Annotated in this window: 17 protein-coding genes and 1 pseudogene; 4 read left to right on the forward strand and 14 right to left on the reverse strand. The window is 56.0% G+C overall.

What is annotated here, in order from left to right; genetic code table 11:
• From VGE80_RS00065 to VGE80_RS00085, 5 genes and pseudogenes are all read right to left on the reverse strand, one after another.
• Positions 1-189 (reverse strand): annotated as a pseudogene (locus VGE80_RS00065) (hypothetical protein); the annotation flags it as partial.
• Between the two features lie 236 nt (positions 190-425).
• Complete coding sequence (locus VGE80_RS00070) at positions 426-818, reverse strand: hypothetical protein (protein ID WP_373652903.1); 393 nt, start codon at positions 816-818, stop codon at positions 426-428.
• 111 nt (positions 819-929) lie between these two features.
• Positions 930-2192, reverse strand: a complete 1263-nt coding sequence (locus VGE80_RS00075) for a deiodinase family protein (RefSeq protein WP_440591236.1) — start codon at positions 2190-2192, stop codon at positions 930-932.
• A 118-nt stretch (positions 2193-2310) separates the two neighbouring features.
• Positions 2311-2667 (reverse strand): hypothetical protein, encoded by a 357-nt coding sequence (locus VGE80_RS00080; protein ID WP_373652901.1) that lies wholly within the window; start codon positions 2665-2667, stop codon positions 2311-2313.
• 336 nt (positions 2668-3003) lie between these two features.
• Complete coding sequence (locus VGE80_RS00085; RefSeq protein ID WP_440591237.1) at positions 3004-3975, reverse strand: DUF1559 family PulG-like putative transporter; 972 nt, start codon at positions 3973-3975, stop codon at positions 3004-3006.
• A gap of 129 nt (positions 3976-4104) precedes the next feature.
• On the opposite strand from VGE80_RS00085, the gene VGE80_RS00090 reads away from it, so the two are divergent.
• Positions 4105-4554, forward strand: a complete 450-nt coding sequence (locus VGE80_RS00090; protein WP_440591238.1) for a hypothetical protein — start codon at positions 4105-4107, stop codon at positions 4552-4554.
• 32 nt (positions 4555-4586) lie between these two features.
• On the opposite strand, the gene VGE80_RS00095 is transcribed toward VGE80_RS00090, so the two are convergent.
• From VGE80_RS00095 to rpsO, 6 genes are all read right to left on the reverse strand, one after another.
• Positions 4587-4973 (reverse strand): STAS domain-containing protein, encoded by a 387-nt coding sequence (locus VGE80_RS00095; RefSeq protein ID WP_440591239.1) that lies wholly within the window; start codon positions 4971-4973, stop codon positions 4587-4589.
• 178 nt (positions 4974-5151) lie between these two features.
• Positions 5152-5535, reverse strand: coding sequence for a hypothetical protein (locus VGE80_RS00100; RefSeq protein WP_440591240.1), 384 nt, complete (start codon positions 5533-5535; stop codon positions 5152-5154).
• A 423-nt stretch (positions 5536-5958) separates the two neighbouring features.
• Positions 5959-6945, reverse strand: a complete 987-nt coding sequence (locus tag VGE80_RS00105) for a DUF1559 family PulG-like putative transporter (RefSeq protein WP_373652896.1) — start codon at positions 6943-6945, stop codon at positions 5959-5961.
• A 1349-nt stretch (positions 6946-8294) separates the two neighbouring features.
• The gene (locus tag VGE80_RS00110; RefSeq protein ID WP_373652895.1) at positions 8295-9041 is read right to left on the reverse strand and encodes a sensor histidine kinase; all 747 of its coding nucleotides are present in this window, start codon (positions 9039-9041) and stop codon (positions 8295-8297) included.
• Positions 9042-9220: 179 nt separating this feature from the next.
• On the reverse strand, positions 9221-11371 hold the full coding sequence (gene pnp / locus VGE80_RS00115; protein ID WP_373652894.1) for a polyribonucleotide nucleotidyltransferase: 2151 nt from the start codon (positions 11369-11371) through the stop codon (positions 9221-9223).
• A 187-nt stretch (positions 11372-11558) separates the two neighbouring features.
• Positions 11559-11828 carry a 30S ribosomal protein S15 gene (gene rpsO / locus VGE80_RS00120; RefSeq protein WP_373652893.1) on the reverse strand — a complete coding sequence of 90 codons (270 nt, stop codon included), beginning with the start codon at positions 11826-11828 and terminating at the stop codon, positions 11559-11561.
• Positions 11829-12124: 296 nt separating this feature from the next.
• On the opposite strand from rpsO, the gene trpA reads away from it, so the two are divergent.
• On the forward strand, positions 12125-12946 hold the full coding sequence (trpA, locus tag VGE80_RS00125) for a tryptophan synthase subunit alpha (RefSeq protein ID WP_373652892.1): 822 nt from the start codon (positions 12125-12127) through the stop codon (positions 12944-12946).
• A gap of 272 nt (positions 12947-13218) precedes the next feature.
• Here the strand turns inward: trpA and VGE80_RS00130 are convergent, their stop codons facing one another.
• From VGE80_RS00130 to VGE80_RS00140, 3 genes are all read right to left on the reverse strand, one after another.
• On the reverse strand, positions 13219-14238 hold the full coding sequence (locus tag VGE80_RS00130; protein WP_373652891.1) for a DUF1559 family PulG-like putative transporter: 1020 nt from the start codon (positions 14236-14238) through the stop codon (positions 13219-13221).
• Positions 14239-14681: 443 nt separating this feature from the next.
• Positions 14682-16964, reverse strand: coding sequence for a BatA domain-containing protein (locus VGE80_RS00135; RefSeq protein ID WP_440591241.1), 2283 nt, complete (start codon positions 16962-16964; stop codon positions 14682-14684).
• A 520-nt stretch (positions 16965-17484) separates the two neighbouring features.
• Positions 17485-18828, reverse strand: a complete 1344-nt coding sequence (locus VGE80_RS00140; RefSeq protein WP_373652889.1) for an AAA family ATPase — start codon at positions 18826-18828, stop codon at positions 17485-17487.
• Positions 18829-19124: 296 nt separating this feature from the next.
• Here VGE80_RS00140 and VGE80_RS00145 point away from each other — a divergent pair, with 296 nt between their 5' ends.
• Entirely contained in the window at positions 19125-19817 is a 693-nt protein-coding gene (locus VGE80_RS00145) for a UbiX family flavin prenyltransferase (protein ID WP_373652888.1), read from the forward strand.
• A 315-nt stretch (positions 19818-20132) separates the two neighbouring features.
• A partial coding sequence (gene gcvPB, locus VGE80_RS00150; RefSeq protein WP_440591242.1) for an aminomethyl-transferring glycine dehydrogenase subunit GcvPB occupies positions 20133-21595 on the forward strand: 1463 nt, incomplete at its 3' end.

The raw sequence follows: 21595 nt of genomic DNA on the forward strand, positions 1-21595 counted from the left end.
ACTTAACGAGGAGGGGCCACGCAGGACCGACTGCGCCAGTCCGCTCAGATGCTGAGCAGAATCGGGAAACTGGTTGAGGAGCCCGACAATGCCGGGGACCCCTTCAGGAAGACGGATATGAGCCATATTGTTTCTCGCAAAGTGCATAGACTTGGTCAGCAAACTCGACTGCGCTGAGTGCCGTTTCATCACCTCGTGGTCCTGATGAATAGATCATCCCCGCGAGTTGCGTGGCGATGCGTGGGCGCGAGTCGGCTCAGACGGCTGACGTTCGGGGTCATCCCGCCAGCCAGCATGGTGCCGAGCGCTGGCACCATCGGGGGGGGGAATCTTCTGATCAGCTCGCAAAAGTCATCGTCCGTTCGAGTTCATTCAGGCCTGAACCAGAAGGCCACGGGCTGACCTCTTAACGGACCCGAGAGGGGTCACTTTTTCATGATCTTCTTTTGATTTCCAAGGATACAATCCTGGTTTGTCAGAACCTTCGAAATGCTGTCGACGATGTGTTCCTGGTTCCCCAGAATGGACCCCTGATTGGCGACGATTTTCTCGAGTTTAGACTGGTTACACAGGATATGGTCCTGGTTTGCCACGATTGTCGCCTGATTTGTGATAACCTTTTCGAGCTTGGTCTGATTGCTCAGGATATTCTCCTGATTCGCAATGATTGCTGCCTGGTTGGATAGAATTTTCACCAGTCGAGCCTGGTTCTCCTCGACTGCCGCCACCCGGGCCAGAATCTTCTCCTGGTTCTCCAGAATCTCTTCCTGATTTGCCAGAATTGACTTCTGGTTCGCCAGCACATCGTCACTGCTCATGACTTCGATCCTTTAGTTGAAACTCACTTGGTGAATCGTCTTACTCCATCAGCCCGGTAAGACTCGGACGAGCGCCTGTGGTATTCGGTCGTGATTCGCGAACGAATGCATTTATGGGGTGGGGCGAGTACCGCCTTGAGCAGTTGTCTCTGTGGATGTCTGGTCCAGCAGTGTCATGATCAGGGCCTGTTCCATCTCACCCGTCTTAAATCCGAACGGGCCGCGCCCGCTCTTGTAGGCGACCTTGCCCTTTGTATCGATCACATACAGCCGCGCAGGCATCCCGCTGTAAGCGTTCCCTGCAGGATCCTCGATTTCATCCACGACCAGCGGGATTGAAGGTTTCAGCAGGGCATGGCACTGTGTCGCGACCGCCGTCCGCTCGGAATAGGACTTCGGCTGAGCGACACTCACACCCACGGTGGCGTTCGATTCCATCTTCCAGCCATCGGTCGGATGAGCCTCGCGGACGTAGACTCCAAGAAAGACCGCATCGTCTTTGAAACGGTGATAGATGTCCTCGACACCGGAATACATCGAGCGGAACGGTCCGCAGGTAAAGTTTCCGAACACGAGTACGACCGGTTTCTTGCCGATGACCTCGGAGAGCCGGACCGTCTGACTTTGATCATGTGTCTTCAACGCAAATTCAGGAGCCTGTTCATCCAGGCCAGGGCCTTCCTGCAGTGACCCGACTTCTCCGGTGAAAAGACCTTTCAAAAGGATTTCAGGGGTGGGGGCGTCCCCCGGCAGGAATCCCGATGTCAGCCCTGCGAGCCACGTCTCACGCAGCTCTTCTGATGTGATCTCGTCTTTGCCCTGTGAGACCTGATCATAATAGGCCAGCCACTCTTCACGTGACAGTTTTCCATCGCCATTCGGATCGATTCGCCTGAATAGGCGATTGATAAGATAGGCCTGCTGAACCCAGGGGTTACGGTCAGACCAGTTCAAATCTTCGGCGGTGATCTTTCCATCGCGATTGCGGTCGAGTCGAGCGAACCAGGAAGGTGGTCCGGAAAACTGTTCTTGAGTGATCCCGGTATCGGATTCCGCACCGCAGTGCTTTACCAGCCATTCCCAGTTGTGTCGTGACAGTGCGGGACCGAACCATCCTTCTCCCGCTCCCATGCGGGAACCTTTCACGATGGCCAGATACATCCGGATGGCTTCGGGGACTGTGCGCCCCTCGTATGCCTTTTCAATCTCTTCGACGGGAATCTTTTGAAGTTCAGGACCGACTTTGTAATCGGTTAACGTGGTTGACGAAGGAGTGGGGGTCGAGGGGATGCTGTCGTCAGCAATGATCGTCGCTGATGTCAGTGCGGATGCCATCACGAAACTCCTGGAGATCGCTGCTAGCAGATGCTTCATAATCCTATCCTGTCATTGTTCGATCAAGCTCGGTGTCGCCGTGTGGATCATGATGCGTTAAAGGTTCCCTGTCGAACGCATCACCGTTTACGACTGACGCGGGATCGTGAGTTATTGGTTAGTTCATCAAGTCGCGGAAAACGGTCAGTACCGGACTGGTCCCGACAACGTACGTCACCGTTTTTTCTGTTTCCTTGCCGTCCGTTGCCTGCAGCTTCAGTTTGACCTTTGCGATCAGATTGGCATCGACGGGATTGCCGTCGTCAATAATTTCGTAATCAATCAACTTCGCTCCACTGGTCCAGTCGATGTCCTGGACGATGATGGACGGCTTCTGTTCGGCAACCGATTCTGGAGTTTCTCCGTCTTTCCAGAATTCCAGTGTCGAAGTCAGTGTCTGCTGTGCAACATCCACATTGACGGGTGCGTTTTTACCGCTGCAGCCGGACAGAACCAAAAGGCCGAACAGTGACACGGACAGACATATTCCACGGGATGCCGTCAGGCGTTGATAGAAAAAAGAACGCATATGGCGCATAAAAGCTTCTCGGTTGAAGTGAAACTCAGATTCTGTCGAAGTGATCTCATCAGAGCTAAATACAAGACAAACGGGTCTATCGAATCCAACGCAGCGTGACTGAACGTGCAGACTCTCGACCGGCTCGCACGGGAAACTGCGGTCGTTGCCTGAGGTTCAGACTGTGCCGTGAAGTCGATGCTTTCTGCACTGCGGAGGCACTTTGTGTGTGAATAATTCCGCAGTGTTCTTTGGCGAAGCTGTCGCAGAGGCGAAGTTCATCGCGGCGAATCGTTAGAAATCGCCCACCAGTTCACCCCCGTTTCTCGACCCAATCGCTCTCCAGAGTGCAAGGTCGATGTTCTGGGTCACAAACCGGACCGATCCGTCAGCCAGTTGAAGATGGACACCTCCGACGTGGCGGCTGCTGGGAGGCATGCTCGCCCGGTTGATGAGAAAGAAGCCGCACGAGCGGGAGTTCGGGACATTCGTGTGGAGGTAGGTATGCTGCCCGTTCATCCACGGAGCCCCCATAAACAGGGGAAACTGATTGGCGAGATTGGTGATGTCGAGAGCGTTACAGATCTCAACCGCCTCATCAGCACTAGCGGGCGAGGCGGGGCTGAAGAAGACGTCCGCGACAGGGCTGACCATGCCATTATTCCCATCTGCCATGATACGTTCACTGAATGAGGCTGTGTTGCTGGTGCCATCCGTGATGTCGGCCATGCGAACGGAACTTTGGAAATACATGACGCCGTTCTGAGCGGGAAAAGCGGCATTCGGTCCTGTCGGCGCAGTCCAGATGACTCCGTTCCCTTTGTTGGCGAAGTAGCTTGTTCCTCCCCCCTGCCCGCTCAGATTCTGCTGTGGGTCGCTCGGACAGCGCAATCCCGGTAGTTCGATCGCCCGTGGAATCGCATTCACAGGGTCGCTGACCCCTGTGGAAAAGTTAATCATGTTGTAGACGTTTGCCTGGTCGAAGTAGGGCAAGAGCTGGCTGATTGCCGACCAGCAATTGTCCCGGGGGGCGGTCCCGCTGTTTTCCTGACCGAAGGGAAAACAGTTATGGCTGCCGTGATAGTTATGCAGGGCGAGGCCCAGTTGTTTGAGATTGTTCTTACACTGCGTCCGACGGGCAGCCTCACGTGCTTGTTGCACCGCAGGCAACAAGAGTGCGATCAAGACCGCAATAATGGCGATCACCACCAGCAGTTCAATCAATGTGAAGGCAATGCGCCGTGATTTAGGAGTTGTACGTGGCATAGATGTGTCCTTTCGAAGTCACTGCGGATGCGCGTGAACTTCGTTCTGAAATGAGAAGAGTTTGGCATGACGTGCATGAGCAAGACTCCAGAAGAGAATCTGGCCGAATAAAAGGAGTCAGCGATTTGGATGCAGTTCATGCGCTCTGGGGGGCCGGTAGATACGGTCGGCCAACTCATTCAAGGACAGGACGTCGTTCTCAGAGGGGCAGCGCAAGACGTGCTGCGGGAGTTCGGTCCACCTGACGTTTTGAACAATCAGGGCATCTCCATTTGCCCGCAGCATGAGCAGTCGTGGACCGGGGGCGAGTGGTGGGGGATCCTGTCGGTGACAGTTCGGTCCCGAACAGCGCGGCTGGTCCGCAGGGGGGGCGGCGCGGACGGGGGCTTCTGCAAACGGATCGAGGTCCAGGGAATCGCTTGCGAGATGGCTGCCCTGCGACAGCAGATAGCTGCCGCAGGTGGCGAACGCGGAGTGGTTATTGACGATGACAAAAACAGCCAGATACGCGATGGCAAAGCCACCGCGCTGGATGCATCGAATCGCAATGAGGCTCCTGCTCCGCATCATGTGGTCTGATTCCGAAAAATCAGGTGGAACATTCCGGTCGTTTAAACGTCGATCTCATGCAGGTGCCAGACTCGATCGAGTTTGGTGATCTCGAGCACCTCGCGAATATCCCGGGAGGGATTAAACAGATGAATATCGATCTGCTGGAGGTGAACCGTGACGAGGACTCCGAGCAACCCGCTGGGGATCAGTCGTACTCCCGTCATGTCCAGCGCCAGCGTCTGGCATTGATAGTCCCGGACCAGATTCATGAATTCTTCGGAGCATTGAGCGAAGTTCAACTGGTCCACAATTTCGCGGCCACCGAATCCCAGTACGGTCAATTCCCCCGCGTGATAGATCTCCAGCTCAGGAATGACATTTTGAAAATAGTGAGTGGTGGTGGATTGCCCCGCTGTATGTGTCTCGGATGCCGTTGCAGTAAGCATCCCTCCCAGCTCATTGCCGCACCTCGGTAAAACGGCAGTTTCCGCCTCGTAATATTCCTCTGTTTCATGGGGCAGATGACCGTGGTTCATTTCGTTAAGCCTTTCTGGTCCGTCCTCCAGCCCGTCATCAGCCATTCGTCGGGCTCATCAGCAGTCGAACCCCTGATTTTCGAAGGGGCTACTGCGGTTCGATTCGAATGACTGTCACGGCGGGCGAAGTCCCTACGGTATAGGTTGCGATGGATTTCTTTTTGCTTCCTTTGCCGTCTTCGAGCGTCAGATTGGCTGAAATTTCCAGACTGGTGCCATTGTTCTTTTCCTCTGGCAGAAGTTCGTATTCAATCAGCTTATAACCCGAGGCCCAGTCGTAATCGGATCCGTGGATCCTGGGAACCAGATCCTCCGGAGTCATGCCCTCTTTCCATGCCTCGAGGAATTCCTCACAGGCCTGCGTGGCGGCAGATTCATTCACCGGAATACTTCCCGCGGATCTGGAACAGCCATTCAAGGCGACCAGTAACAGACAAGTCATGAACCACGGAGCGTACGAAAACAGTTTCATTGAGAAGCAACACCAAATTTGAAAATGCAGGATGTCATGACTCGAGACCACATGGCGCTACAGGGAGTTTCAGGCCGGGTGAGACTTTGACTCTCACTTCGGTCCTGGAATCGCCCTCGTCCCCTGGGTTACGAATCTCCAGAATTGGACTGCCCCGGCGTCTTCAAAAACACCACCCCTGGGGACGGAAGTTCCCGGGTCAGGCCAAACCAATATTCAAAACGAACAGCACCAGCGTCTCGGGGATCAGCCTTCATATCTGCTCGAGTCAGGCAACGTAGAAAACGAATCCCAAGGGGCTCGATTTCTAAGCTGTTTGCTGTGCGAGCGACATGACGCCCCTTCGCAAGGTACCGGCATCAGGCACGTGTTTGTTCCGTGTCTGGCAGCTGATTCCTGCGCAGTGATGTTCGTTCAGGACTATTAGAAATCAGAAGCGATTTCGCTTCCATTCCGGGTACCAACGCCTCGCCACACCTGCAGATCGACGTTCGACGAAGAAAACCGGACCGACCCGTCGCAAAGCAGAAGATGAACGCCCCCCACGTGCCGACTGTTCGCCGTGGTGGCGATGCGGCCGGGTGGGAACATACATGAAAGGTCGTTGGGAACCATGATGTGATAGTAATAGGTCGTCGTGTGGTCTGGTTGCAACCAGGGGACCCCACCGTTCGACTTTCCTTGCTTGGACAGGTCGTTCACGTCGAAGTTATGACACAACTGCCATGCTTCATCCGCGTTTTCGGGATAGGTTCCGGGCTGGAAGGTGTCTGTACGAGGCGTGCTGACTCCGTTGCTGCCGTCTCCGAGCATGCGTTCCGACATCAGGGCCGTGTTACTCGTGCCGTCGATGATGTCACCAAACCGAATGAAACTATCCTGGAAGATGACGCCGTTGTGTGAGGGCCATCCATAACCGTTGCCCCCCACTGCTTGAGACGGAATACCATTCAAGACGCTGGTTCCGGTGTTGGTATAGTAGTTGTTTCGACCTCCAACGACTCCGGGCAGCGAATCGGGATCCGATGGACAACGATAGGCCGACACGTTCGTGTTGTAGGCGACAACGTTCAGTGGATTGTTGCCTGAGACATTGAAGTTGATCAGGGCGTACAGATTGGCCTGATCAATGTAAGGAAGAATACGAGCCTGAGCAGGCAGGTTTGTTGCCGAAACACCCGAAACGGTCGTGTTCTTTCCCATCGGAAAGCCCCCATAGGTGTCACTGTAATTGTGCATGGCAAGACCGAGTTGCTTGAGGTTGTTTTTGCATTGTGTGCGCCGGGCCGCTTCCCGTGCCTGTTGGACGGCAGGAAGTAAGAGCGCGATCAAAACAGCAATAATTGCGATGACGACCAGTAGCTCGATCAAAGTAAAGGCCCGACGTCGCAGCTCAGAACGAAGAGACATGAAACAAATCCTCCAAGACCGAAAACAAAATATACAAGAAATTCAACAGACGACAAAAAACAAAAGACTTATTGGCGAGTACGATACTAAGTCGATTGCAAATCAATTCGACATCAGCGCGGGCCGTCAAAAATCGACGGTTGCATTGATGGGCAAGGACGCGCGAAGCTAGCGAAACCGCAATAGCGGAGTTCACAGAGTTCAATTCGCACGTACAGACATCGAGATGATCGGGTACAGGTGCTCTTCCAGACAGCACAGAGACGTGGCACAGCGTGAAACCCTGTGCCAGGAACCGCTTCGGGAATCGAAGCAGTCTGCTGTTCGGAGTGTCTGCCGAGAAGGATCTTTCAATGATCGTAGAGATTCACGATCCGGAATGTCCGTTCTCTCATGACACGAAGAGACCTCGTCCGCAGAAGGAAGATTCAGCGCCTGGGAGGACGCTCAAGGCGAAACGAGAGTGTCAAGGAGCGGACTGGTTCTGAGAACGCCGCTCGGAACTTGGACTGATCAGATGACGGGAGAGGGATGGAGAACATCCAGCCCCATCGATCTTGTGGTTCGGGTGCTACGACGGGGACTGACAGCGGTGATTCCAGAGGGGCCTGCTGACAGGAAGGGCCGTTGCAACGTCGAAGCGGGAAAGGCTTGTTTGAGTTCGACTGGCCAGGGCGAAAATGGGCCCAGAAGTCCTGCTGCTCGGGCATCCCCGTAGCGAAAATATCGTGCAGGTCGAGAGTTCCAGCATCATGCATGTGGTGATGAGATAAATAATCACCACAAGTCGCCTCGACCGAAGCTGGCGACGCCAGCGACATTCCGATCATCACCATGACCGAGAAAACGAAGCATCCCAGTCGTCGTGACCGACGACCGTTGAGCTGCTCGCGACTCGTGTCGATGGGGCGCACTGAGAACTCCTGAATGAGGTTAGTGAGGATACTGTCACGACTTCGGAATATGCAACACCTTTCTCGAGATTTCTTTCCTTTTTGAACAGGACTTCATTGATGTGTATGAGACGACTCATTATCGGCCGCCTGATTGTCAGACTTTGCAGGTTTCCTCGTGTTCATGTGGTTTGAAGACCGTTTGTCGATGGCACCTGCCATGACGAAAACTGCCTCACCACGAGAATGCCACCTTGACCCGCGGTGTTTCACAGGACTGTACGCCGGATCCCTCAAGTGCTGGGGGCTTCCCGATGAGCTTGGAGGGATGATCGAACGATCCTGCAGCAGAGAAGCTTGGCGGAAGACTTGGCGGAAGACTTGGCGGAAGACTTGGCGGAATCGAAGTGTCGGTGGTAGCGCGGTTCAGTCGCAGGCGACCGGACTACCGAGGAATCATTCCGTTTTGTCGGCGATTGGCAGGCTGATGCTGAATCGGGTGCCACGATGAGGTTCGCTGTCGCAATGAATGGTTCCGCCGTGGACTTCGACAATCTTCCGAACGGTCGGTAATCCCAGTCCACTCCCTTCCCGCTTGGTGGAGTAGAAAGTGTCGAACATTTTCGCCTGGGTCTCGGGAGACATCCCTTCGCCGTTATCGATGATTTCCAGAATGACCCGACCGTCCCGCTCGTACGTCTGCAGTTCCAGCACGCCGCCGCGAGGCATGGCCTGCTGTGCATTACGGGAAAGATTGTTCAACACCTGACGAAACAGGCGAGCGTCAATGTTGACTTGCGGCAGGTTCGCGGCCAGATGCGGACTGATTTCGATCCCCAGGTCTTTGGCCTGTGGCTGATAGAACTCGATGAATTCCTCGACCATCGCATTCAGATCGGCCGGATGTTGTTCGAGAGCCCCGACGCGGGCGAACTGAAGAAAGTCATTCAGAAGGCGTTCGAGGTTCACGCACTGCTTGCGGACCGCGATGACTTTCTGCAGGATCCTGCGCTCACGCGGTGAATCTCCGGCGGCGAGATCTTCTGACAGCAGGTCGAGATTGAGTGCGATCGTCGAAAGAGGGTTTCGAATCTCGTGAGCCAGCCCGCCTGCCAGCAAGGCGATTTCCGCGTACTGCGTCTGCAACCGCACATGGTCGCGAGCCAGGTCCTGATGATCACATGGTGATTGTGTTGAATCCATCACACGTCTCATCACAAACGCGGCGTATCTGAGGCTGGAAGGGCTTTTTCGCTTTTTAGAATGCGGTCGCCACCGCAGTCTTCCCTGATGAGGAACCTGAGCGACGATTCTTCCGCCAAAATAACAACTCACCAGGCCTCGTGAGAAGCCTGGTGAGTCTCGAATCAATTCAACGACGATTAGTCTTCGGCGTCTTCGGGTTCCGATTCGGGCTTTGGTGGAGCCTCTTCCTGGCCTTCACCCTGCTCAATCAGCACCGCTTTGCGAGACAACTTGACGCGGTTCTGGTCATCGATGGCGATTACCTTCACCTGCAACTTGTCCCCTGCCTTGCAGATTTCATCGACCGACTTCACATAGCCTGTCGACAGTTCGCTGATGTGACACAGTCCGTCTTTGCCGGGGGCGATTTCGATGAACGCACCGAAGTCTTTGACCGAACTGACGGTTCCGTTGTAGATGCGACCAACCTTGATTTCTTCGGTCATCGCTTCGACGCGTGCCAGAGCATCTTCTGCTCCGTCGCTCTTCGAGCAGGCGATCATCACCGTCCCATCGTCGGCGATATCGATTGTGGCTCCGGTTTCTTCCTGAATCGCGCGGATCGTCTTGCCGCCGGGACCAATCAGCAGGCCGATCTTGGCGGGATCGATCTTGGTGCGGAGCAGTCGAGGAGCGTTCGTCGAGATCTCGGCTCGAGGGCGACGAATCGAAGTCAACATCGTCTTGAGCAACTCGATACGGGCCTTGCGAGCCTGTTCCAGCGTCGCGCGGATGATTTCTTCATTGATGCCGTCGATCTTGAGGTCCAGTTGGATCCCTGTGACCCCCTTCTGCGTGCCGGCGACCTTGAAGTCCATATCACCGTGGTGATCTTCGTCACCCATGATGTCGGTCAGCAGAACGTACTTGTCCTTCTCTTTGACCAGACCGATCGAGATCCCTGCGACGGGCTGGGTGATAGGGACACCGGCGTCCATCAGCGACAGCGTGGCGCTACAGACCGACGCCATCGAACTGCTGCCGTTCGATTCCATGATGTCGGAGATGATGCGGATCGTATAAGGGAACTTCTCTTCCGATGGGATGACCGACTGCACCGATCGCTCGGCCAGGGCACCATGGCCGATTTCGCGTCGACCGGGTCCACGGATCGGACGGCATTCACCAACCGAATAGGACGGGAAGTTGTAGTCCAGCATGAACCGCTTCTGGACTTCGTCGAACAATCCTTCGACCCGTTGTGCGTCGCGAATCGTTCCCAAGGTGATCGTTGCCAGCGACTGCGTTTCACCACGGGTAAAGAGTGCTGAACCGTGAACGATCGGCAGGAGGCCTACCTGACAGGAAACGGCACGCAAGTCCTGAGAACTGCGACCGTCGAGACGCTTGTCTTCAAGGATCAGATCGCGAACGACGCGGTGCTGCAGGTTTTCGAAGGCGGCGCTGAACTGATCGCGGGTCCAGCCGTTGGCGGTTGTAGCGGCATCGTCAGGGAAGTACGACTTGAAAAGTTCGTCCTTGAGTTCTTTCGTCGCGCCGCGACGGTCTGCTTTGACGCTGGCCACTTTGGCTTCACGCAGGCGATTGTAAGCAGCATCGCGCAGAGCGGCGTCAAACGGGTTGACGGGAACTTCCGGGGTCGGGGTGTCAGCGCGACCAACCTTCTGCTTCAGTTCGTCCTGCAGCGCACAGAGTTCGACGATGGCCCGGTGAGCGAACATGATTGCGTCGGCCATTTCGGCTTCCGGCAACTGTTGTGCGAACCCTTCGATCATCAGGACCGAGTCCTTGCTGCCTGCGACGATCAGGTCAAGGCGGCTGTCGACCATCTGGGTACGAGTCGGCATCAGGATCAGTTCTTCGCCGATCAGGCCGACTCGCACGGCGGCAATCGGGCCATTAAATGGAACCGGAGCGAGGCCCAGGGCTGCACTCGCTCCGATAATCGACAGTACGTCGGGATCATTTTCAGAGTCGACCGACAGCACATTCGACATCACCTGCACTTCTTCGAAGTACCCATCGGGGAACAGGGGGCGAATGGGACGATCGGTGAGTCGGCTGGTCAGGATTTCTTTCTGGGTTGGCCGACCTTCTCGCTTGATGAAGCCACCTGGGAACTTCCCTGCCGCGGCCGATCGTTCACGATAGTCGCAGGTCAGCGGGAAGAAGTCGGTACCAGGTCGCGAAGGACCATTCTGAGCCGCAACAAACACAACCGTATCGCCAAACTGGACCAAAACGGCTCCGGCTGCCTGTTTGGCCATCTCGCCAGTCGTCAGACTGATCGTTCTACCTGCAAATTCGCGTTCTACTACAACTTTCACGGCAATGTTCCTGCAAAGATTTATTCAAATTCCAACTCCCCCAACACTTCGACGGGTCGAACTCACACGCGCAGCAGCGAACCGCGCGTGGAGCGACTTCACAATCGAGATAGAAAGTTGATCGGACCAAGTCCGAAAATCTGGATCAGCGTCGATGAGGCCGTGGAAATGCCCACAGCCTGTCTGCCTACTTACGCAGACCGATCTTCTTGATCACATCGGCATAGCGGTTGGCATCGGTTGCTTCGAGATACTTCAGCAGGCGACGTCGCTTGCTGACCAGCATCAGCAGACCGCGACGGCTAGCGTGATCCTTGTTGTGCAGCTTGAAATGCTCGGTAAGCTGAGTGATGCGGTGTGAGAGAACCGCAACTTGAACTTCTGGAGACCCTGTATCAGCATCAGACCGCTGGTACTGCTGCATGACTTCCGACTTGCGTTCTTTCGTAATCGACATAGCTCAACCTTGCCTAAGTTTCATCCTTCGATCGGCCGCACGCTGACATTCGCTGTCACGGCAACGACATGAGTTCATGTCACGCGGTCGATCCTTCAGTTTTCCACACTCTATGAAATCGGGTACAGTTTATCGTCTGAGCGAAAAGATGCAACGGACGAAAGTTCGACTGATTTGGTCGAGTTGTGGATAACCGATTTCCAGTTTATGAAGATTCTCGTCTATCGACTTCTGCCGTGACTCGCCTCAAGTTGTTATAACCTCAGTTCAATCCGTTCAACAGCTGAAAGATCATCGTGCCGCAAGCCTCTCGCATTACAGCCACGTTCTCTGCACTGAAAGCGTCACAAAAGATGGCTTTTATGCCATTTATCGCCGTCGGCGATCCGGATCTGGCAACAACCGGTCGATTGCTGAAGCAGCTGGCTGCGTCAGGGGCGGATCTGATTGAAGTCGGCTTCCCCTACAGTGACCCCATTGCTGATGGTCCTGTGATCCAGGCCTCTTACACTCGGGCGCTGGCCAGGAAAGTCAAGCTGCGCGAAATTTTCGAGTTGATCGCCGGTGTCAGTCGTGAGATCGCAGCGCCGCTGGTGGGGATGGTCTCTTACGCCATCATTTTTCGGCACGGTGTCGAAAAGTTTGTGGAAGAGGCTCAGGCAGCCGGGTTTGCCGGATTGATTGTGCCTGATCTGCCCGGCGACGAAACGTCAGGCTTCGCGGCTCTGATGGCGTCGCATCAGCTTGATCTGATTCAACTGGTGGCTCCCACAACACCCGTTGAACGGGCTGCAAAGATCCTCAAGCACGCTACCGGTTTCGTGTACTGTATCGCCGTGTCCGGTACGACCGGTGCCCGGACGGAGCTGGCGCCTCATCTGGCGGAAATGCTGAAGTCTCTGAAGACCCAGACCACGCTCCCTTTGGCGGTAGGTTTCGGAATCAGTGCTCCCGATCAGATTCACCATTTGCGGGGACAGGCCGATGGTGTCATCGTCGGTTCTGCCATCGTGAGAATGTTGGAATCACTGGCGGAAAACCCAGCGAAAACCGACGCGGTGCTGGCGCAGATTGGTGAGTTTTCGAAGACGCTGGCTGACGCCGCACATGCGAAGTAATCGGCCCTGCCCTGTCGGCGGAGGCTGCCCGTGGCGCGAGCGACCGGCATTAGAAGAAGTGTGGGTTCCGCGCGTCGGTGGTTCTCGGCAGGTTTGCTGCTGTGTTCCCCGCACCGACAGCTTAAACGGATTCGTGCGACGCCGAGTTGCTTGAGGTCCACTATTGGGTAGAGAAAAAGTGGCGAAATGAAAGTAGTCCAGTCCGATGACAAGAGTGTCATGGGGCTGGACTTACTTTTCTGATTCTGGTTCTTCGTTTCTTTCGGCGGGGATCAGAATTCCCCAACGACGTTGCCGTCGGCTCGCTGGCCCAGGTTTCGCCAGACACCGAGATCGATGTTGCTGCTGATGGAGCGGGTTGATCCGTCCATCAACAGTGAGTTGACCGTTCCAACGTGGTAGCTGCGGGAGGTGACGACAGCGAAGGTTGAGCCGTCGCAGCCGGAGGGAGGTGTCGTGACCGCTTCACGTTTGCTCGTTGCATCAATGTCATAGGTGGCACCGCCAACAACATGCAGCACCTTGGTGTTGGGTGTAAAAGTTGTGGTGAAACCGGTGTGAATGGTGTTACCCGAGACCCATTCCGTGTGGCCGTTTTCGGTACTCCAGCCGCTGGTTCCCAGCATGCTCCCCAGGTCGTCCTCGTCAAAGGTAACGGTGGGTGGCAGGCTGCAGTTGTCGTGGAATCGTGGAGTGAAGCATTTGACTTCTGACATTCCCACCGTGTTGCTCATCCCGTCGGTGAAATCGCTTTCGCGTGTTGAACGATTGTAGGCGAACGCCGCTCCCCCATCGAAGCTCATGTTCAGCCGATGTGTCTCGTAGACACCCCGTCCAACGGCGTAGCTGAGCGGATAGTGTTCAGGAGCCCCCGCCGAGGAGACTCGCTGCCGATCCTTGGGGTCTGATGGGCAAAGCAGCACAGGGATTCGCATGGCTTTGATGTTGTTCGCAGCATTCACTCCCTGGCCGTACCCGACGTTGAAGTCGATGATGTTGTAGAGGTTGCCGCCGTCGACGTACGGGAGCAGGAAGGCTTGAGCGGACCAGGTCTGCGAGCCGGTCGAGTTGCTGACTCCGTTGGGTGGAAACGCGTTGTGCGTGCTCAGGTAGTTGTGCATCGCCAGTCCGAGCTGCTTCAGGTTGTTCTTGCACTGCGTCCGGCGTGCCGCTTCACGAGCCTGCTGAACGGCGGGGAGAAGGAGGGCGATCAGCACGGCGATAATGGCAATCACGACGAGCAGTTCAATCAACGTAAATCCGCGGTGCTTCGAGGCAGGCGTTGATGGCAAGGTCTTCTCTCCTGGTGGGCTTCGTTTCGCCGCAGAGGATGCGTGGTGGGTGGGAAGAGTTGAAACTGAATCTCAGTCGCAACAAAAGATAATGTCAGGTTTTTATCTCAAAATTTCAAGCGACCGGGGCTGATTTGTGATTTGCCTTCCAGATTCCTGATTTGCGATGTGTTTAAGATTTTGAAAATAAAGCAGTTAGGGAAATGGATATCGCAGCGCAGGAACGCGGCACCTGATGGGCGGGGCTGCGCATGGGCTGAACAACCTGTTGAGATTTGATTTCTGCCGTGCGTCTTCTCTTGCGCAGCAATGTCAGCACAAGCCATTCATCGCAGAGCAGAACGTCAATGGAATCAATGGAAGAGGTGGCTGAGGGAGAGCGGAGTGGCAGCACGGGACCTATCCGTCTCAAAGGAGACCTCGCAGGAACGCGAGTAGCGCCGCTACAGGGGCCGTATCATTCTTCGCGTGAGCCAGGTTTCGATGCCCAGGCTTGCCACGAAGACATAAAGGATGAGCCACCAGATTTCAGCGCGGGCCGCATCGGACAGAAGCTGTTTTCTCAGTTCGGGAACGCTCGCCACGAATTTCATCCGATCGTCGCCACTGAGGGTGTCCCGCTCGCCATCTGTCAGTCGAGTCAGAGTGGATTCCTGTCGGTCGACGTTGACCACGAACTCTTCAGAAAGCGATTGCTCCTGTGGTTTCGGGACTTTGGGAGTGAACCGATAAACTCCCGGAACAATCGGATTACGCAATCGCGCTGCAGTCTGGAAGGGGTCCGTCAGCTTGTCGAAGGGGACCACCTTGTCAGCAGGATTACGGAATTCATACTCGTCCACATTCAGGCCTGCGGGGATGTTCAGGATGAGTGGAGTGCCGACATTCACATTTCGTCCCTCGGACTGTGAAAGCAATGAGAACAGTAGCTCGTGCAGAAAAGGGACGTAATCCTGCTTCGCCGGCAGGGTGTTCCAGTCGGCATCCAGCGACGAGGTCAGAAGGGCGACGGTTCCCCGCCCGTTGCGGCGTGTCACAAGCAACGGATCGCCTGTCGTCAATGATAACTCGGTAATCGAGGTCCCCACGTTCGGAGTCTCTGCAGAATCGGGTGCTTCTCCTTCGTCGGGCGGGGGCTGATCGGATGGCACGGGGGCATCGGGGGATCCCTGTTGGATTAAGGGGGCCGCGGGGAGGGTGACCTGCCACCAGCGTGACCAGCGGGCGTCTGCCAGGGTTCCCCCCCGCTCGGCGCGAAACGGTTTGAGCCAGGGAAGATCGAGGCGGCTGTTTTGAATGCGCACGCCGCGCTTCTGCTGCTCTGATTCGTTCGCGATGGATTCGATCCGGCATGGCAGCAACCCCAGTCCGACGTCGTACAAGGTCGTGCGATAGTCTTCGCGATGGATTCGGTCTCCAAGCGTGACCAGCACGGTGTGTCCGCTGGCCACAAACTTCTTCAGTCCTTCCACCAGTGATTCATCCAGGGTGGGAACGTTGGCCAGAATCACAATCCCAAACGGCTTCACGCGGTCAATTGTCAATTCCTCTGCCCCGATCACGGTTGGAATGATCCATGGGTGCTCGGCTCCGCCCGCCAGAAAAGCGGCCTGAGCGAAATATGTCTCACATCGCGTGGGGTCGGGTTGACGATCACCGTCGACGAGCAGCACGGGAATCGCCTCCCTGACATTGACGACCGCCTCGGCCCGGTTGTCGCCCGGCAGGGGGTCATGATCCAGTACCAGACTGAGGACGTGGGAGCCGACCGTTTCGAACCGATGCTCGAAGTCGACGGTCATTTCGCCCCCCGGCTGCAGTTTGACCTGAATGGTTTTCTCGTCGACTCGCACCCCATCGATTTCGAGGTGTACCTGACGGGTGACCGGCCCTTCTCCACCCGTATACCTCACCTTCGTCGTGACATTGATGGGGCTGTTGACGAAGGCCACCTCCCGCAGCAATTGCAGGCGTTCAATCGTGAAATTTGCCGCGGTGATCTCCTCACCCGCGGCGGCATCCACGATCCAGATGCGTGGAGCGATCGAGGATTGATGAAGGCTATCGTCCAGCCTGGCCCACAAGCCGGTGTCTGCGCTGTTCCAGCCTCGCGCCTGGAGGTCGGTCAGAACGATAATCTCTCGCCGCAGGTTGGAACTGGCGGCCAGCAACTGGATTCCTTTTTGTATGGCCGCCACGAGATCGGCCGTTCCTGACGCAGGAAGTAACTCGTTCAGTGCTTCTTTTGCGAGATAATGATCCCGTGTCGAATGGGGAAGCAGGGCTAGCGGTTGTTCCCGCGCCTCGATGATTTGAACGACATCTCCGGGCGTCAGACCCTGAAGGATCTCCCGCCCCATCTGGATGGCACGGGAATGGATCGACTGGCCATCGCCGTCACTTTCCCAACCCAGACTGTAGGATTGATCCACAATCAGGATGATGTCGCGAGATTCCACTGCCGCCAATCCCATCAGCCAGCCGCTTCCGACCCACGGCCGAGCGAACGCCAGTGCGACAAACGCGATCAGGCTCATTCGAAGCATGAGCAGTAGCAGTTCTTCGAGCCGGATCTTGCGCTTTGCGCTGGGATCCAGCTCCAGAAACTGCATCGCTCCCCAGTCGACGACATCGTATTTTTTTCGACTCAATAGATGAGCGATCACCGGCAGCAACACGCCTGCCAGTCCAACGAGCATCCAGGGGTTAAGGAAAAAATTCAGCACGAGAGAACTTCAGAGAGTTTTCGCACTTAGCGTGTCGCGAACAGGTCACGGATGAGGAGTTTCAGAAGTCTTCCGGTCGAACGTATCACGCCGACTGCAATCGGGGAATCCTACGGCGTCATCAGCGACTGCAAAACCCGCGATGTCGACTCGTTCGTGAAGGGAACTTACGGAAGAGATCTGGCTCAGACCGCGATGCACGTCGGGTCGCTCGGGTGGGGCTGGACGCGGCGCGGTCCCCGCATCATGACTCGAGGTGATGGAGCGCCCGCAGTCACTGTGCGCTCCCCTGAAACGAAACGTGTCCCAGATCCGCAGCGCCAGACACTAGGTCGCCGTGGGTCGCCGTTGACCGATTTCGAACTGCCCGAGGCGAGATCAGGTCGATTCGCTCTCTTACCTCACGATCTGCTTCAACTGAGAACCTGTTTCAACTGAGGATCTGCGACGACGTTGTCACCTTGGATATCTCGGAACGGGACGAGTACCGTTCGTCTTTTCGCCACTTCTCCTCTCGACATCAGCCTGGATTCGTTGCCGCGAGGATCTCCGATCCTTTGACGCTGGACGTATCTTCATCGATTTGCCGGGCTCCTTCGGCGATCAGTTCGTCCAGGTCCAGCAGTGCGTCGTCAGCGCTGTCGGCATGCTGGATCAGGTACGTCTGCACGGCGGACATGGGGAGCGTCCCTTCGACGAGGCTTTCCGCAAAGTAGTCTGCCATGGAGGGATCATCGTCTCCAAAAAAGCGGACGAACAGTCGACGGAGCTGTTCCTGATTGGCGTAGCCGATGAGTTCCTTGCGGTCGATGCGCCCGGGCCGGATCAAGGCGGGGTCCAGCCGTTCAATGTGATTCGTCGTGGCGAACAGGATCCGCCCTTCTCCGGCGGCGACGCCGTCGATGGCGTTCAGCAAACCGCTGAAGGTCAGCTTGTTGGCTTTGTCCTCAGTGGCCTTTCGCTCCACAAAGACGCAGTCGATGTCCTCAATCAGAACAATCGAGTTCACGGGGCAGTTTGAGAGCAATTGGCATAAGTCGTCATCGTCGAGTGACGAGTTTGCCAGGCTGAGGATTGCGATATCCATCTTCAATGCGGACGCGATCGCCAGCACGGCGGAACTTTTACCCGTCCCCGGAGGTCCATATAGCAGGTATCCGCGGCGATAAGGGATGCCTCGTTCGATATACCAGTTTCGGCGACCCAGAAAATCGCGCACATCGTCGATCAGGCTTTCCATCAGGCCCGCGCGCAGCACGACCGATTCCGGTGGACGCGGGAGTCGCTTCATCTGTTCGTCCCAGGAAGAGTACGAAGCGCGATGAATGGCCAGTCGATTGTCACCTGCCGGTACCGCGACATCGCGGGCGTCCTCGAGAAGTTGACGTGCGATATTTCGATCGCGGCTGAAGATGTGAATCGAGAAGGATTCTCGAACGCTCAGCGACTGAGAATTGTTCCCGTCTGGCTTGGGCCGTTCACGGTTCAGAATGACCAGTCGCCCCCGATAAAAGAAGATATGCTCACCCGGTGCGGGCGAAAACAGGATCCGGGGACGAGCATCCATCGTGGGGTCAGCCTGTCGCTCGGTGTAGTCCACCGAGACGGTTTTCACCGTGAGGCTGCGAGCCCGATGCTGCGAATAGGTGTGCTGCGCCAGCCACTTGTCGATCCATTCGAAAGCAGGATCGCGGTCGAGGATGTCAATTTCCAGTAGCCAGCACCGTCGCAGCCACTGCCAGATGCGTTCGGGAACTTCCCGGAAGTAAGCCAGTAACCCCCCGGTGACCATCAGGATCAGACCGCCACCGAATAACTGGTTCGTGGCCAGTTGCTGCTGGATGAATTCCCAAATCGCATTCATCGGATTCGTCAAACCTCAACAAAACGCGGAGTTCGGCCTATCCACAGGGGGGAAACGAAATCACAAAACTGTATGCAGAAGGTCAAGTTTTCGGTCTCACAATTGAACGAGATTCCAAGTGACGCCTTGTCGCCCGTTGAATTGGATGAACAATCCGTAACGATTGATGAGCGTCAACAGCAGTTCGCATTCGTCGATTTCACGGGGGATGGGTGACCGCGACGCTATCGCTCGCAGTCGGTTTTCGAGTATTTCAGGCTGGTCGTTTGTACTTCTGCGGGCAAAGGTGAACTTTCATGAGAAATTTGGTTGTGGCGATCACCGGAGCCAGCGGTTCCGTCTACTCGCTGCGTCTGCTTGATGTTCTGGTCGCAGCGGGACAGACCGTCCACCTCACCATCAGTCCGGCTGCAGTTGAGGTCTTCAAACGAGAGCTCGGGCTGACGTTCGATCTCAACAATTTTAATCCGTCGGATTTATTGGCTCCTCAGGGGCCATCGAGTTGCGACGTGTTCTTGCAGCCCCTGAAAACCGGTCCCGTTGCGGGGATCGCCTCAAGTTCCGTTTCCCCTGAAGATGAGATTCCCCCGGGAAAAATTATCTATCATCATTACCGGGACTACTCGGCAGGAATCGCCAGTGGTTCTTTCCTGACGTCAGGAATGGTGATCTGCCCCTGTTCCATGGGGACTTTGTCCAGCGTCGCTACGGGGCAGTCACAAAACCTGATTCATCGTGCCGCCGACGTTCACCTGAAAGAACGGCGCAAACTCGTCCTCGTCCCCCGCGAAACGCCCCTCAGCGCGATCGCCCTGGGGAATATGAAAGTTCTGGCCGAAGCGGGAGCAACGATCCTGCCAGCGATGCCGGGTTTCTATCATGATCCCAAATCGATTTCTGACCTGGTTGACTTCATCGTCGCACGAATCTGCGACCAGCTGGGGGTGAAACATGCTCTCACGAAACGCTGGGGAGACGATCCTCGCTAGACCGTCTGCGTATTGGTGAACAACGTTTTGCGGGAACAGGACGACAAATCACAGGTTGAGGTTCGGGTGGATTCTGATTTTATTGGGACGGAATGGGTATTCGTGCGATACCGCCGACGAACCGTGCGGAGACTCGCACAGAAATCGCCGTTGAACCATGTGAAATCAATTGATCTGGATGGGTAGAACAATCCGAAGTGAAGTCGGCTTCACCAGCGGAGTGAATTGCGATTTCGTGGTCGGTCGACGTACAAATTGATCACGGATTCACAAACGGATTTCCTGCGGAAAGCAGGAGAAAGAAAGCTTTCAATAATGCGCAATCGTCAAGCAACACAGTTGCTCTCTGAACTTTCCCATGCTGGTCGTCGGGGTGCAGAATTTCCCCCTTCTGATGTCCCTGACTGGCCATTGGAAGATCTGATTCCTGCGGAGTTCCACGCGGCAGCCCCCCCTGCACTGCCGGAACTGGCTGAACCGGACCTCGTGCGACACTTCGTCAATCTGTCGACGCTCAACATGTCCGTCGACACTCACTTCTACCCGCTGGGAAGCTGTACCATGAAGTACAACCCCAAGCGGAATGAGCGACTTTCGAATCTGCCCGGGATTGTGGATCTTCATCCGCATCAACCCGCCGGTCAGATTCAGGGGATGTTGCAGCTTTTGTTCGAAATGCAGGAAATCCTGGCAGAGATTTCCGGTCTGCCTGCCGTCTCGCTGCAACCTGCGGCGGGGGCCCATGGCGAGTTGACAGCTCTGTTCGTGGCGGCAGCTTATTTCCGTGACCGGAACGAACACCGCACCAAGGTGATCTTTCCCGCGAGTGCTCACGGTACCAATCCCGCCAGTGCGGCAATGGCAGGCTTTGAATGTATCGAGCTGAAGGGGACCGTTTCGGCAAACGGAGCAGCGGACGACCGGGGTGGCTTTGTCGACCTGGAAGAACTGAAACGCCACGTGGACGACAAAACGGCTGTCTTCATGGTGACCAACCCGAACACGCTGGGACTCTTTGAAAAAGAGATCGCGGCAGCGGCGAAGATCGTGCACGACGCGGGGGGACTGGTCTACATCGACGGAGCCAACATGAACGCCATCATGGGGATTACCCGTCCCGGTGATTTTGGCGGCGACATGATGCACTACAATGTCCACAAGACCTTCACCGGACCGCACGGAGCGGGTGGACCGGGCTCGGGACCCATTTGTGTGCGTGACTTCCTTGCTGATTATCTGCCGGGGCCGGTTGTGCGGGCACGGGAAAGCTCTTCCGACGAGCAGCGTTATGAACTGGCCACGCCAGCGAAGACGATCGGGCGGGTTCGTTCTTTCTTCGGGAACGTCGGAATTCTGGTTCGTGGATATTGCTATCTCAGGACGCTGGGGGCTGCCGGGGTTCGTTCCGCTGCCGAGCTGGCGATCCTGAATGCAAATTATCTGAAAGAACTGCTTTCAGATATCCTGCCGTCGGCGCATGGCGAGCACTGTCTGCATGAATTTGTGGCTTCCGCAGACAAGCTGGCCAAAGAGCGTGGCATTTCGGCGATGGACATTGCCAAGCGATTGCTGGATCACGGATTCCATCCTCCGACAGTCTATTTCCCGCTCGTCGTGCCCCATGCGATGATGTTTGAGCCGACGGAAACGGAATCGAAGGCGACGCTGGATGCGTTCTCGGAAGCGATCCACAAGATCGTCGCAGAGGATGGTGATCTACTGCACACCGCACCGCACACGGCACCGATCAGCCGCCCGGAAGAGGTCAACGCAACTCG

The organism is Schlesneria sp., assembly GCF_036405755.1.
Taxonomy (GTDB): domain Bacteria; phylum Planctomycetota; class Planctomycetia; order Planctomycetales; family Planctomycetaceae; genus Schlesneria; species Schlesneria sphaerica.